Annotated in this window: 13 protein-coding genes and 2 tRNA genes; 6 read left to right on the top strand and 9 right to left on the bottom strand. The window is 76.4% G+C overall.

The genetic code is table 11. The features are described from left to right. Together ABWI07_RS41405 and ABWI07_RS41400 are read right to left on the bottom strand one after the other, a co-directional pair. A partial coding sequence (locus ABWI07_RS41405) for a hypothetical protein (RefSeq protein ID WP_353821891.1) occupies window positions 1-197 on the bottom strand: 197 nt, incomplete at its 3' end. Between the two features lie 140 nt (window positions 198-337). Further along, a complete protein-coding gene (locus tag ABWI07_RS41400; protein WP_353821890.1) occupies window positions 338-1,345 on the bottom strand; it encodes a hypothetical protein in 1,008 nt (335 codons plus the stop codon). Window positions 1,346-1,632: 287 nt separating this feature from the next. On the opposite strand from ABWI07_RS41400, the gene rsgA reads away from it, so the two are divergent. Next, a complete protein-coding gene (gene rsgA / locus ABWI07_RS41395) occupies window positions 1,633-2,715 on the top strand; it encodes a ribosome small subunit-dependent GTPase A (protein WP_353821889.1) in 1,083 nt (360 codons plus the stop codon). A gap of 140 nt (window positions 2,716-2,855) precedes the next feature. Here rsgA and ABWI07_RS41390 read toward each other — a convergent pair whose 3' ends face one another. Beyond that, window positions 2,856-3,698, bottom strand: coding sequence for an ABC transporter permease (locus ABWI07_RS41390; RefSeq protein ID WP_353821888.1), 843 nt, complete (start codon window positions 3,696-3,698; stop codon window positions 2,856-2,858). Next, window positions 3,695-4,714: an ATP-binding cassette domain-containing protein gene (locus ABWI07_RS41385; RefSeq protein WP_353821887.1), complete on the bottom strand. Its 1,020-nt coding sequence runs from the start codon at window positions 4,712-4,714 to the stop codon at window positions 3,695-3,697. The genes ABWI07_RS41390 and ABWI07_RS41385 overlap by 4 nt, the downstream gene beginning before the upstream one ends. Window positions 4,715-4,809: 95 nt before the next feature. Here ABWI07_RS41385 and ABWI07_RS41380 point away from each other — a divergent pair, with 95 nt between their 5' ends. Next, window positions 4,810-5,535 (top strand): TetR/AcrR family transcriptional regulator, encoded by a 726-nt coding sequence (locus ABWI07_RS41380; RefSeq protein ID WP_149258340.1) that lies wholly within the window; start codon window positions 4,810-4,812, stop codon window positions 5,533-5,535. 168 nt (window positions 5,536-5,703) lie between these two features. Further along, on the top strand, window positions 5,704-6,150 hold the full coding sequence (locus ABWI07_RS41375) for a hypothetical protein (protein ID WP_353821886.1): 447 nt from the start codon (window positions 5,704-5,706) through the stop codon (window positions 6,148-6,150). 52 nt (window positions 6,151-6,202) lie between these two features. Here the strand turns inward: ABWI07_RS41375 and ABWI07_RS41370 are convergent. Further along, a tRNA-Arg gene (locus tag ABWI07_RS41370) sits at window positions 6,203-6,274 on the bottom strand. Between the two features lie 39 nt (window positions 6,275-6,313). Beyond that, window positions 6,314-6,386, bottom strand: a tRNA-Cys gene (locus ABWI07_RS41365). 373 nt (window positions 6,387-6,759) lie between these two features. Between ABWI07_RS41365 and ABWI07_RS41360 the strand changes: the two genes are divergently transcribed. From ABWI07_RS41360 to ABWI07_RS41350, 3 genes are all read left to right on the top strand, one after another. Continuing rightward, a complete protein-coding gene (locus ABWI07_RS41360) occupies window positions 6,760-8,220 on the top strand; it encodes a benzaldehyde dehydrogenase (protein WP_353821885.1) in 1,461 nt (486 codons plus the stop codon). 132 nt (window positions 8,221-8,352) lie between these two features. Continuing rightward, complete coding sequence (locus ABWI07_RS41355; protein ID WP_353821884.1) at window positions 8,353-9,267, top strand: alpha/beta hydrolase; 915 nt, start codon at window positions 8,353-8,355, stop codon at window positions 9,265-9,267. A gap of 132 nt (window positions 9,268-9,399) precedes the next feature. After that, a complete protein-coding gene (locus ABWI07_RS41350; protein ID WP_353821883.1) occupies window positions 9,400-9,747 on the top strand; it encodes a hypothetical protein in 348 nt (115 codons plus the stop codon). Window positions 9,748-9,788: 41 nt separating this feature from the next. Here the strand turns inward: ABWI07_RS41350 and ABWI07_RS41345 are convergent, their stop codons facing one another. The 3 genes from ABWI07_RS41345 to ABWI07_RS41335 form a co-directional block, all read right to left on the bottom strand. Beyond that, window positions 9,789-11,435 (bottom strand): DUF885 domain-containing protein, encoded by a 1,647-nt coding sequence (locus ABWI07_RS41345; protein ID WP_353821882.1) that lies wholly within the window; start codon window positions 11,433-11,435, stop codon window positions 9,789-9,791. Window positions 11,436-11,556: 121 nt separating this feature from the next. Further along, entirely contained in the window at window positions 11,557-12,225 is a 669-nt protein-coding gene (locus ABWI07_RS41340) for a LysE family translocator (protein ID WP_149258334.1), read from the bottom strand. A gap of 120 nt (window positions 12,226-12,345) precedes the next feature. Beyond that, window positions 12,346-12,519: a hypothetical protein gene (locus tag ABWI07_RS41335; RefSeq protein WP_353821881.1), complete on the bottom strand. Its 174-nt coding sequence runs from the start codon at window positions 12,517-12,519 to the stop codon at window positions 12,346-12,348. Between the last annotated feature and the right edge of the window lie 587 nt (window positions 12,520-13,106).

Raw genomic sequence — 13,106 nt, 5'->3', positions numbered from 1 at the left:
CGGGAACTGGCCGGGGCGCTCGCCGAGGCCGTCCCCGGGCCGAGCGTGCTCGTCCACAACGCGGCGCTCTGGCCGAACCGGCGCGAACTCAACGACCGGGCGGCGGCCCGGTCAGCCCGCGCGGCCCTGCCGCCCCGGTCGGCCGCGTCGGTCCTGTCGAGCCCGGTCGGCCGGTCGTCGTTGTCCTCCACGGTCACGCCCCCTCATCGCGATCCCGCCCCAAATCACCATAACTGCCGACGACGCCTGCCGGTTCCGGCCAACGCCCCGCAATCCCCCACCGACCCGCCTGCGAGCGGGCCGTCCGCGTGCTCGGCCGAGTCCGGGGCTGGGGCGGTCAGCGGCCGCAGGACGGGCAGGGGGTGCGGGTGCGGCGGGCGTAGGCGCGGGCGGCGGCGGCCATGCCGGCGCCCCAGGCGAAGTAGGCGGGGACGGCGACCCAGAAGAACGCCTCGGGCAGGTCGAGGCGGCCGTCGGGCGGGAACGGGTTGCGGCCGTGCAGCCGCTCCCAGGACATCTGCAGCAGCATCAGCCCGAAGTAGACGACCAGGCCGCCGGAGATCGCGGCGCCGGGCCACAGCACCAGCCGGCGCGGGACGCCGCGCCCGGCCAGGCCCGGCACCCAGCGCGGCCACGTCCGCCCGAAGGAGTGGACGAGCGCGAGCGGCAGCAGGCAGCCTCCGAGGACGAACCCCGCCTCGAACAGCACCGCCGACGCGCCGCCCGCCAGCGGCGACTCGGCGAACCCGACGGCGGCCTGGGCGGCGATGCGGATCAGGCATCCGGCGACCGCGAGGTAGGCGGCGCCGTAGGCCCAGGCGGGCGTGCGGGCCAGCGGCCCGGGGCCGGTCGCGGGGCGGGTGCACGCGGCGCAGACCGGTCCGGTGCGGGTGCGGGCGGTGTAGGCGCGGGCGGACAGCGCGGTCATGATCCCGGCGGTGACGGCCGCGGCCCGCGACAGCGCGCCGAGCGGGTAGAGGCCCAGGCCGAGCCCGGGCAGGACCGCGCCGACCACGTCCAGCAGGAGCATCGCGCCGGAGGCGACCAGGCATGCCGCGGCGGTCCAGGCGGCGGCCGCCAGCGCCAGGCGCGGCGCGCGGGCCAGGCGGTCGGCGCGCGGGTGCGCGAGGACGGCCAGGGCGAGCGCGGCGGCCCCGCACAGCGCGGCGCTCCCCCACCCGGTGAACACGACGAGGTCGGTGCCGATGGGCGACATCTGGTGCGGCCGGTGCCCGGACGCCCAGTACGCGCGCAGGGCGCCGTAGGCGGCGACCCAGGCGAGCGCGGCCGCGGGGAGGCGGCGTCCGAGAGTGTGCGGCGAGAGGTGTCCGGTGAGCGTGGCCATGCCTGCGATCGTGCCCGCGGCGGGCCGCGCGGGGCCTCCCCGCAGCGGCCGAGGCCGCTCCCCCGCGCGGGTGAGAAAAGCCGTTGGCCGCGCGGGCCGGGAGGGGTAGAGTCCCGCGCGGAACCGAATGGGAGGTGAGGACGCATGGCCGTCGCCTCTGTGGCTGCTGCCCGCGGCAGCACTCAGCCCGTCCTCCTTTCCCGGGCCTCATCCGGCTGATCGATCTCACCGCGCGCCGACTGCGGCGCCGTCACGCCGGGGCCCTTTCACGCGAAGGTTCCGATCCGTTGTCTTCCTCTTTCACGGGGTCGTCTCCTCTGGCCGCCTACGGCTGGGACGACGCCCTGGAGCATGAGTTCACCTCTCACCGCGCGGCGGGGCTGATCCCCGCGCGGGTGGCCGCGGTCGACCGCGGCCTGTGCGACGTGGTCACCGAGAACGGCCCGGCGCGGGCCTCCACCGTGTCCGCCGTGTCCGGCGGCGGTGCGGCGGAGGCGCCGTGCACGGGCGACTGGGCGGCGCTGCGCGCCGGCGGCCCGGACGGGCGGCCGGCGGTGGCGGCGCTGCTGCCGCGCCGGACCGCGATCGTGCGGTCGTCGGCGTCGCGGGATTCGCGCGGCCAGGTGCTGGCCGCCAACGTCGACACCGTCGCGGTCGCGGTGTCGCTGGCCGCCCCGCTGGACCTGGGCCGCGTCGAGCGGCTGCTCGCGCTGGCCTGGGAGAGCGGGGCGCGGCCGGTCGTCGTGCTCACCAAGGCCGACCAGGTGCCTGGCACAGACGCCCAGCAGGGCGAGGTCGCCGCCGCCGCGCCGGGCGTGGACGTGGTGGCCTGCAGCGCCGCGACCGGCGACGGCGTGGACGTGGTCCGCGCCGTCCTGTCGGGGACGGTGGTGCTGGTCGGCCCGTCGGGTGCGGGCAAGTCCACGCTGGGCAACGCGCTGCTGGGCGGTCAGGTGCTGGCCACGGGCGAGGTCCGGGAGTCCGACGGCAAGGGCCGGCACACCACGGTGCGGCGGGAGCTGCTGCCGCTGCCGGGCGGCGGCGTCCTGATCGACACGCCGGGCCTGCGCGGCGTGGGCCTGTTCGAGGCGTCGCACGGGCTGGAGCGCGCCTTCGCCGACGTCGAGGAGCTGGCCGGGCTGTGCCGGTTCGGCGACTGCGCGCACCGGTCCGAGCCGGGCTGCGCCGTCCTGGCCGCGGTCGAGGACGGGACGCTGCCGCGCCGCCGCCTCGACAGCTACCGCAAGCTGCTGCGCGAGAACGCGTGGGCGGCCTCGCGCACCGACCAGCGGCTGCGGGCCGAGCGCGAGAACCGCACCAAGGCGATCAGCAAGTGGCAGCGGCAGATGTACCGGGACCGCGGCCGGTGAGCCGGGCGGCCCGGCGTAGGGCGGCGTCCGGTCCGGCGGCGCGTGCTGGCCTGCTGAGACGCTGACCTGCCGGGGCCCGGCCGGCCCTGCCCCGCGCGGGGCGCGGCCGGCCGGGTCCCGCTGCTCGGTTTTTCTGCGGGTCAGCGGCCGCGGACGCGGTAGGTCCGCACGGCCAGGGGCGCGAACACCGCGAGCAGGAGCAGCGACCAGCCGAGGGTTGCGGCGACGGGGTGGGCGAGGGGCCAGGCGAGGTCGCCGGCGGGCGCGCCGGGGTTGCCGAACAGCCCGCGGCAGGCGGCGGTGAGGGCGCTGACGGGGTTCCATTCGGCGATGACCCGCAGGACAGCGGGCATGCCCGCTGTCGGGACGAAGGAGTTGGACAGCATGGTGACCGGGAAGACGAGCGGGATGAGCTGGTCGGCGGTCTGCTCGTTCTTCACCACCAGGCCGAGGTAGCAGCCGACCCAGCTGAGCGCGTACCGCATGAGGGCCAGCAGCAGGAACGCCTCGGCGGTCTGCCAGATCCCGTTGTGGGCGCGCCAGCCGACCAGGAGGCCGGCGACGGCCATGATGACCATGCCGAGGACGCCGTTGAGGATCTCGGCGCCGGTCTGCCCGAAGGGGACGGCTGAGCGGGCCATCGGCATGGAGCGGAAGCGGTCCATGACGCCGCGGGAGGCGTCGGTCGCGACGCGCATGGTGACGGCCATGGTGGAGGTGAAGGTGACCATGGCGAACAGGCCGGGCATGAGGTAGGCGCGGTAGTCGCCGCCGCCGGGGACGGAGATGGCGCTGCCGAACACGTAGCCGAACAGCACCACCATGATCGCGGGGAAGATCAGCGCGGCGATGAGCTCGCCGGGTTCCTGGCGGATGCGGCCGAGTTCGCGGCCGATGAGGGTGAGGCCGTCGGCGAGCGCCCAGCGCAGCCGTCCGGCACGGGACGCGGGGGCGGGGGCGGTGGCGGTGGTGAGGGCGGTCATCGGACGGTCTCCTTCCGGCGTCCGGCGGCACCGCCGTGGTCGCCGGGGCCGTGGTCGGCGTTGTCGGGGTCGGCGTTGTCGCGGGGGGCGTCGCCGGTGAGGCGCAGGAAGACCTCGTCGAGGGTGGGGCGGCGCAGTCCGACGTCGCCGACGGTGACGCCGGCGCGGTCGAGTTCGCGGACGACGTCGGCCAGGCGCACCGATCCGGTGGTGAGCGGCACCGAGAGGCGTTCGCCCTCCAGGGCGGGGTGGCTGCCGGTGAGGGTGCGCAGGAGCCCGGCGGCGCGGCCGGCCATGGCGGGGTCGTCCAGGACGACGTCGAGGCGGTCGCCGATGGAGGCCTTGAGCCGGTCGGGGGTGCCGGTGGCGATGACGCGGCCGTGGTCGACGACGGCGATGTCGTCGGCGAGCCGGTCGGCCTCGTCGAGGTACTGGGTGGTGAGCAGGACGGTGGTGCCGTCGGCGACCAGGCCGCGGACGGCGTCCCAGATCTCGCCGCGGCTGCGGGGGTCGAGGCCGGTGGTGGGCTCGTCCAGGAACAGCACCTGGGGCCGCAGGATCAGGCTGGTGATCAGGTCGAGGCGGCGGCGCATCCCGCCGGAGTAGCCGGCGACCTGCCGGTCGGCGGCGTCGGCGAGCCCGAACCGCTCCAGCAGCTCGTCGGCCCGGCGGCGGGCCTCGCGGCGCGGCAGGTGGTAGAGGCGGCCGAACATGCGCAGGTTGCCGCGTCCGGTGAGCTTCTCGTCGACGGCGGCGTACTGGCCGGCCAGGCCGATGCGGGCGCGGACGCGGTCGGGTTCGCGGGCGACGTCGTGGCCGGCGACGCGGGCGTGCCCGGCGTCGGCGTCGGACAGGGTCGCCAGGATCCGCACGGCGGTGGTCTTGCCCGCGCCGTTGGGGCCGAGGACCCCGCAGACCGTGCCGGCGGGGACTGCCAGGTCGAGGCCGTCCAGGGCCTGGGTGTCGCCGAAGCGCTTGCGCAGCCCCTCGGCGAGCACGATCGGTTCGTCGGTCACGATCCACTCCTTTGAGTACGGTGTACGCAGCTACGGTAGACAACCGGGTACGGTGTACGCAACTAGGATGCTCGGGAGAGTCACGAGGAGGTCCGTTGGCAGGCGGCGAGCGGCACGGCAGCATCTGGTCGGTTCCCGAGCGGCAGGGCCGGGGGCCGCGCCCGGCCTACAGCCGCGCCCAGATCACCGAGGCGGCGGTCCGCATCGCCGACGCCGAGGGCCTGGAGGCGGCGTCCATGCGCCGCATCGCCGCCGACCTCGGCACCGGCGCGATGTCGCTGTACCGCTACGTGCCCTCCCGCGACGACCTGGTCGACCTCATGGTCGACCACGTCCTGCTGGAGATGGAGATCCCGGAGCGGCCGAGCGGGGACTGGCGCGCCGACCTGAGGCTCATCGCCGAGAACACCCGCGCGGTGTGGAGCAGGCACGCCTGGCTGGTGGGCCTGCACCGGCCGCGCGCCACGTTCGGCCCCAACCGGCTGCGGCTGCTGGAGTTCGCCTCCGGCGCCCTGGACGTCGGCGTCCCGATCGACGACATCCTCGTCCTGCTGGACATGCTGAACGGCTACGTCGAGCGCGCGGTGCGCGGCGAGATCGCGTGGATGCGGGAGATGCGCCAGAGCGGCATGACGCCGGAGCGCTGGATGATGGAGAGCGCCCCCTACGTCCGCGAGCTGCTCGACTCCGGCCGCTACCCGATGTTCAAGCGGATCGTGGTGGACGCGCGCCTGCCCCACATGTCCGGCGACGAGCAGTTCCACTACGGGCTGGAGCGGGTCCTGGACTGCATCGCCGGCGCCCTGCCCGACCCGTCCTGACCTCCCCGGCCCCCGGCCGCGCGGGGGTTCCGCCGCCCGCCCGGCGGGGGCGCATGAGCGGGGGCGGGCCGGGCACACCTCCGGCGAGGTTGTCGATTGCGCGCGGTCCGGCGCGGCCGGTCCGGGGCCCCTGCGGGGCCCGAAGCTCGTTCGTGATCGGAGAGGCACATGACCTTCGTTTCCGTCCAGGGTGTTCCGCGGCCGACCCCCCGTGCCGGCCGGTGGCAGTTGCCGGGCGGGCGCGCGGCGGCGGGCAGCGTCCGCGGGATCGTGCAGGGCGCCCTGCACGGGTGGGGGCTGGGACCGGCCGCGGCGGGCCTGGCCGACCGGCTCGCCCCGCTGATCGGGGACGTGGTGGGGCGGGCGGCGGCGCGGCGGCGCGGGTCGCTGGTGCTGCGGCTGGAGCTGCACGAGCCGGTGCGGCTGCTGCTGGGCGAGGTCCTGCAGCCCGGCGGCGCGTCCGGGGCGGGCGCCGACGGCGGCGCGCACCTCGCCGCGATCGCCGTCACCTACGGCAGGCGGCCCGTGCGGGGCGACGCGGGCGCCTGGTACGCCCACGCGTTCGTGTGGCCGCCGGCGCCGGGCCCCGCGCCGGGCCCGCTGCCCTGCCGCTGAACGGGCCCCGGGCCACGGGCCTGAAGGCCGCCGCCCGCGGCGGTGCCGCGCGTCTCCCCGGCAGGGATCGAACCTGCGCTCCCGGCTTCGGAGGCCGGTGCTCTGTCCGCTGAGCTACGGGGAGGGGGTCCCGTCCCCAGGGTGACAGCGGGGACGGGACCGGAGACGCCGGTGGGATTCGAACCCACGTGTGACGGTTTTGCGGACCGCCGCCTGAACCTCTCGGCCACGGCGCCACGGGCCGGCCTGTGCGACCGGCGGACATGGGAGGACATCGGAGGACATCTGGGGACACCGCCCCCGCGCATGCGTCGCGCCTGGGACGCGGGCGGGTCAGGGGGTCGTTCGGCCCGCGGGCCGGGACCGGGGTGCGGTGCGTCGTCCGCTGCTACAGCGGGTCATCTCCCGTCCCTCCCTTCGGCGCCGCGGGCCCGCCCTCCAGCGGGGCCCGTGCGGGTTCTGCGTGTCCAGAGTGCCCGGAGCGGCGAGGCGCCGCAACGGGTTTTCCCCGCGGCGGGTTTCCACTGAGCGGAACGATGCGGTTCCCGCGGGGGCCGCGGACGGTGAGGGTGGGAGGTTCGGCGCGGGCACCCCTTGCGAGGAGGAACGATGACGTTGCTCGACCCCGGCGCGTGGACCGGGAAGATCTTCGACGGCGGCTGGACGGCGGCCGGGGACGGCGGCGTGTTCGAGGTGACCGAGCCCGCGACCGGCGGGACGCTCGGCACGCTCGGCGAGGCGGGCGCCGCCGACGCGGCGCGGGCGGCGCGGGCCGCCGCGGCGGCCCAGCGGGACTGGGCGGCCCGCACCTACGAGGAGCGCGCCGCGGTGCTGCGCGCGGCGGGGCGGCTGTTCGAGGAGCACGCCGCCGAGATCGGCGACTGGATCGTCCGGGAGGCGGGGTCGATCCCGCCGAAGGCGGAGCTGGAGACGCATTTCGCGGCGAACCTGTGCTACGAGGCGGCGGCGCTGGCCTCGCACCCGCAGGGCCTGGTGCTGCCGTCGGCGCAGCCGCGGTGGAGCCTGGCGCGGCGCCGCCCCGCCGGGGTGGTGAGCGTGATCGCGCCGTTCAACTTCCCGCTGATCCTGGCGATGCGGTCGGTGGCGCCGGCGCTGGCGCTCGGCAACGCGGTGCTGCTCAAGCCGGACCCGCGCACCGCGGTGTGCGGCGGGGTGAGCATCGCGCGGGTCTTCCAGGAGGCGGGACTGCCGGAGGGGCTTTTGCACCTGCTGCCGGGCGGCCGCGAGGCCGGGGAGGCGGTGGTCGCGGCGCCGGAGGTGCGGGTGGTGTCCTTCACCGGCTCCACCGCCGCCGGACGCCGGATCGGCGAGGTGTGCGGGCGGCTGCTCAAGCGCGCCCACCTCGAGCTCGGCGGCAACAACGCGCTGATCGTGCTGCCGGGCGCGCGGGTCGAGGCCGCGGTGTCGGCGGGCGCGTGGGGGTCGTTCCTGCACCAGGGGCAGATCTGCATGACCTCCGGGCGGCACCTGGTGCACGAGAGCCTGCACGCCGAGTACGTGGCGGCGCTGGCCGACAAGGCCGACAAGCTCCCGGTCGGGGACCCGGCGGCCGGACCGGTCGCGCTCGGCCCGATCATCGACGCCGGGCAGCTCGCGCACATCGACGAGCTGGTGCGGGCCACGGTCGCGGCGGGCGCCCGGCTCGCCGCGGGCGGCACCCACGAGGGCCTGTTCTACCGCCCGACCGTCCTGGACGAGGTGACGCCCGACATGCCCGCCTACGCGCAGGAGGTGTTCGGGCCGGTCGCGCCGGTCGTGCCGTTCTCCACGCCGCAGGAGGCGGTGGAGCTGGCGTCGGCGACCGAGTACGGGCTGTCCCTGGGCATCCTCGGCGACGTGGGGCAGGCGATGCAGATCGCCGACGCGATCCCGACGGGGCTGGTCCACATCAACGACCAGACGGTCAACGACGAGCCGGTCGTGCCGTTCGGCGGGGTGGCGGCGTCCGGCAACGGGTCGCGGTTCGGCGGCCCGGACGCCAACATCGAGGCGTTCACCGAGACGCAGTGGCTCACGGTCCGCGCCGAGATCGCCACCTACCCCTTCTGAACCGCCCCCGCGACGCGTCCCCCTGACCGTCCGCGCCGCCTTCCGCCTTCCCGTCCGGGGCCCGGAAGGCGGCGCCGCCCGGCGCCGACGGGCCTCTCCGCGGGCCCGTAGGCTCGGAGCCGAGGAGGGGCGATGGGCCGCGATCCGGAGTACCTGGCGTTCCTGCGGGCCCGCCTCGCCGCGCCCGGCGGGGCGGGCGGCACGGTCGGCGACGCCCGCCGCGAGCACGCCGCCGACCTCGCCCGCTCCCCGCGCCCGCCCGTCGCCGCCGTCCGCGACCTCACCGTGGACGGCCCCGCGGGCCCGCTCCCGGCCCGGCTGTACCGGCCGGCGTGGGACGGCCCGGCGCCGGCGCTGGTGTACTTCCACGGCGGCGGATGGGTGCTCGGCGACGTCGAGTCCTACGACCCCGTCGTGCGGGCGCTGGCGGCGGCCAGCGGCGTGGCGTGGGTGTCGGTCGGGTACCGGCGCCCGCCCGAGGACCCGTTCCCGGCCGCGCTGGACGACGCCGTCGCGGCCGTGCGGTGGGTCGCGGCGAACGCGTCCCGGCTCGGCCTGGACCCCGGCCGGGTCGGGGTGGCCGGGGACAGCGCGGGCGGCCAGCTCGCCGCCGCGGCCGCCGGGCTGCTGCGCGACGCCGGGCCCGCCCGGCCCGTCCTGCAGGTCCTGCTGTACCCGGCGCTGGACCTGCGGGAGGTCCCGCCGCCGCTGCCCGACCCCGACGGGCTGGAGTTCCCGCCATCAGGCATAGGCCGCGCGCTGCGGGCCTACCTGCGCGGCGCCGACCCGGCCCGCCCGGAGGTGTCGCCGCTGCTGGACCCCGACCCCTCCGGCCTGCCCCCGGCGGTCGTCGCGACCGCCGAGCACGACCGGCTTCGGCCGCAGGCCGAGGCGTACGCGGCGCGGCTGCGGGAGGCCGGCGTGCCCGTCGTCCTGGTGCCCGGGACGGGCCTGGACCACGGCTTCCTCGGGTGGGGGTCGTTCTCCCGCCGCCCCGCCGAGGCCGTCGCGCGGATCGGCGCCGCCGTCCACCGCGCCCTCACCTGATTACGGACATGCCGTTACGACCGCCGCATCGACCTTAAAGACGTTTGCCGTGCCGTTTAACCTGCCGGGCGCGGGAAATCACTAACGCACGAACACTGGCCGGAACTCAGCCGACGGTCGAGGAGAGGCAAGTTGCACCTGACCCACGAGTTGCGCCGCGTCCGGACCCAGGAGTCGGGGCTGGAGGAGTGGGCCTGTCCCACCTGCGGCCGCCGCCTCCTGCTGCGGTGGCCGCCCCACTACCACAAGACGATCATCGAGCCCGGCGACGAGCGGGCCTGCCACATCGGCAGGACCGGCGACATCGCCGACCCCCCGGCCGACCCGGCCGACGAAACCGCGCGCGCCGCTCCCGGCTCCCCCGACGCACCCGAAACCGACTGGCACCGGCCCAACAGGCGGCGCTGGCTCCGCGAAACCGGCGTCGAGGCACTGGACAACCACGGACGCTCCCGCCTCAACTCCTCCGAACCCGTCTGACCCCGAGCCCCTGGCCGTTCGGCCCCGCGCCAGGGCACCGGTCAGGACCGCGCCAACTCCGCGCGCAGCAGGTCCAAGCCCATCGGCCCCAGATCAAGCGCCCGCCGGTGGAACCCCTTCAGGTCGAACCCCGCCCCCTCCCGGCGCCGCGCCTCCTCCCGCGCCTCCAGCCAGATCCGCTCCCCCAGCTTGTAGGCGATCGCCTGCGCCGGACGCCCCAGGTACCGGTCGATCTCGAACGCGACCGCCGCGTCCGGATCAGGCCCCTTGCGGGCCCGCAGGAACTCGAAGCCCAGCTCCGGCGTCCACCGCTCCCCCTCGTGGAACCCCGTGCCCGCCGGGATCGGCAGCTCCAGATGCAGCCCGATGTCCAGCACCACCCGCGCCGCGCGGAACCGCTGCCCGCCCGCCAGCATCCCCAGCCGGTGCGCCGGATCCCGGTAGTGGCCCAGCTCGTCCATCAGCCGCTCCGCGTACAGCCCCCACCCCTCGCAGTGCCCCGGGTGCAGCTCGCTCGACAGCCGCTGGAACCGGTTCAGCCCCCGGTTCAGGGTCGTCACCCCCAGCTGCAGGTGGTGGCCCGGCACGCCCTCGTGGAACATCGTCGTCGGGACCGTCCAGGTCACGATGTCCGCGGACGGGTCCTCCACCGTCCACCACACCGTCCCCGGACGCGACAGGTCCTCCGCCGGCGCCAGGTAGTAGACCCCCGCCTCCACCGGCGGGATCCTGCACTCGATCCGCCGCAGCGGCGCCGGGATGTCGAAGTGCACCCCGTCCAGATCCGCGATCGCCCGGTCCGCCAGCTCCTGGATCCACCCCCGGAACACCTCGGCGCCCGAGACCCGGTGCGCCGGATCGGCGTCCAGCGCCGCCATCACCGCCGGCAGCGGCTCGCCCGGCAGGATCTCCCGCGCCGCGCCCGCCATCTCCGACTCGATCCGCGCCAGCTCCTCCCAGCCCCACGCGTAGGTCTCCGCCAGGTCCAGGTCCGTCCCCAGGAAGTCCCGCACGCCCAGCCGGTACCGGTCGGCGCCCAGCGCGTCCCGCTCCGGCGCGCGCGCCGCCAACTCACCCGACAGGAACGCCGCGAACTCCCCCAGCGCGGCCGACGCCGCCGACGCCGCCGCCTCCAGCGCCCCCAGCAGCGGCCCGTCCCCGTACCGCGCCGCGAGCCCCGCCAGATACGCCGGGGTCTCGGCGCACTCGCGGGCGCTGCGCACCACCTGCCGCCGCGCCGCCACCCGGCCCTGCCCGGCCGCCCGCCGCAGCGACGTCCGCAGACCCGCCAGCGCCCCCGGCAGCGCCCGCATCCGCGCGTGGACGGCCTCCCAGTCGGTGCCGGGGCCCTGGTCCAGCAACTCCAGGGCCACCCGCAGCCGCTGGACGGGCCCATCGGTGCTGTCCAGGAACCCCTCCCGAACCCCCGCCTCGTCCAGCGCCGCCTCGACCTCCAGGCGCTCCCGCAGCACCGCCGCCGCGATCCGCCCGGCCTCGCCCTCCACCGGGACGCGCTCCAGGTCCGCCAGCGTCCGCCGCGTCAGGTCGGCGCGCGCCGCCAGCCCGTCCGGGCCGTAGTCGGTCAGCCGCGCGTCCTGCCCGGCGATGCCCATCATCGCCGCCAGGCACGGATCCAGCGCGGCGAACTCGTCCACATAGCGGTCGGCCAGGTCATCCAGAGCGCTCACCGCCCCAGGCTACGGCCCCCGCCCCGAAAAGCGATCATGAAAATGTGCCAAATCGGCGGACCGTATCGGCGCCCCCGCACGGGCGGTCCCAGCGGGCCCCGTCGGTGCAACTCAGTGCGACTCAGCGCGCCTCGGCCGCCAGCCGCACGCCCAGCCCCACCAGCACCACGCCCGACACCTGGTCGAGGCGCCGCCGCACCCCCGGGCGGCCCAGCACCCGCCGCGCCGCCCCCACCAGCCACACCACCACCGTGTACCAGACCAGGTCGATCAGCGCCCACAGCACCGAGAAGCCCACCAGCACCGCCGCGACCGGCCACCCCTCCGGCACGAACTGCGGCAGGAACGACACCGCGAACACCCCCGCCTTCGGATTGGCGAAGTTCGTCACCAGCCCCAGCCGGTAGCACCGCCACCCCGAACCCGGCACCTCCCCCGCGACCGGACCCGCGACCTGCGAACCCGCAGCCTCAGAACCCGCATCCGAGCCCGCCGCGGCCGGACCGCCGCGCCGCGCATGCCACAGCGCCCGCACCCCGAACCACACCAGCACCACCGCACCGGCGATCCGCAGCCCTTCGTACGCCAGCCGCGACGCCGCCAGCAGCGCCGACAGCCCCACCGCCGCCGCCACCCCCCACAGCAGCACGCCCGTCTCGTTGCCCAGCACCGTCACCAGCCCCGAGCGCCGCGACCGCATCGACTGGCGCATGATCACGACCGTGCTCGGGCCCGGCGCCATCGCGATCAGCACCGCGGCGCCCGCGAAGGCGAGCAGACTCTCCAGCATCCCCCCATGCTGGCCACCCGCCGCACCACCCCGCAACGCCCTCTTCCCCTACGCAAGCCACCCTTTCCCAACGCAAGGGACACACCACCACAAACGGCCCCCTACAGCGGGGCGCCGTCGTCACCCCCCGAACCCGACGGCGAAGGCGACGGAGCCGGCGTCGACGGCCCCGGCGACCGCGGCGGCGGCGTAGACGGCGCAGGCGTCGTGGGAACCGGCGACCGCGGCGACACCCGCCACGACGGCGTCGGCTCCGGCGGCGGAGGCGGCGGATCCTTCGCCTCCGGCACACACGCGAACAGCACCCCCATCAGCAACCCCAGCACCAGCAGCACCGCCGCCAACCCCACCACGGCGCCCACCAGACTCCGCTCCGGCGGACGCTCCCCTACCGGCACCGGACCCCCGCCCACCACCGGCCGAGGCCGCTCCAACGCAGGCTCACCCGCCCCCAGCCAATACGGCTGGAACTGCGGACCACGCCGCCGACCACCCCACCACCCACGACCCGACCCCTGGAACACCACCGGCTCCAGAAACCGCTCCGCCCCCGCACGATCAGCCTCGTACAGCGTCGCCACCCACGGCGCCGGCCCGTCCGGCTGCGCCGCCACCACCGGCGCCTCACCAGGCCCCCCGGCCCCCGCCGCACGCCCCGGACCCGGCACCGCCGCATTGATCGCCGCCCGGAACCGGTCCCGCGCCGCCGCGTCACCCGCCGCGCCCCGGTTCAGCACCGCCACACTCGCGCGCCGCCCCTCACCGTCCACCCCCAGGAACACGATCCCGGCGGCCGACTCCGACAGACGCGCCGACAGACGGAACGGCCCCAACTGGGCCGGGTCACCCGGCGGCAACGGCCTCGACATGGCCGCAACACT

The organism is Actinomadura sp. NPDC000600 (assembly GCF_040492135.1).
In the GTDB taxonomy this organism is placed as follows: Bacteria; Actinomycetota; Actinomycetes; order Streptosporangiales; family Streptosporangiaceae; genus Spirillospora.
Note: the sequence above shows the minus strand (reverse complement) of the source record. Positions and strands in the feature narration are given on the sequence as shown.

Excerpts from the sequence above, each read along its gene's own strand:
- ABWI07_RS41355 (WP_353821884.1), top strand. The coding sequence starts at position 8,353 with ATGGGCCGCGATCCGGAGTACCTGGCGTTCCTGCGGGCCCGCCTCGCC.
- ABWI07_RS41390 (WP_353821888.1), bottom strand. The coding sequence starts at position 3,698 with ATGACCGCCCTCACCACCGCCACCGCCCCCGCCCCCGCGTCCCGTGCC.
- ABWI07_RS41375 (WP_353821886.1), top strand. The coding sequence starts at position 5,704 with ATGACCTTCGTTTCCGTCCAGGGTGTTCCGCGGCCGACCCCCCGTGCC.
- ABWI07_RS41360 (WP_353821885.1), top strand. The coding sequence starts at position 6,760 with ATGACGTTGCTCGACCCCGGCGCGTGGACCGGGAAGATCTTCGACGGC.
- ABWI07_RS41400 (WP_353821890.1), bottom strand. The coding sequence starts at position 1,345 with ATGGCCACGCTCACCGGACACCTCTCGCCGCACACTCTCGGACGCCGC.
- ABWI07_RS41340 (WP_149258334.1), bottom strand. The coding sequence starts at position 12,225 with ATGCTGGAGAGTCTGCTCGCCTTCGCGGGCGCCGCGGTGCTGATCGCG.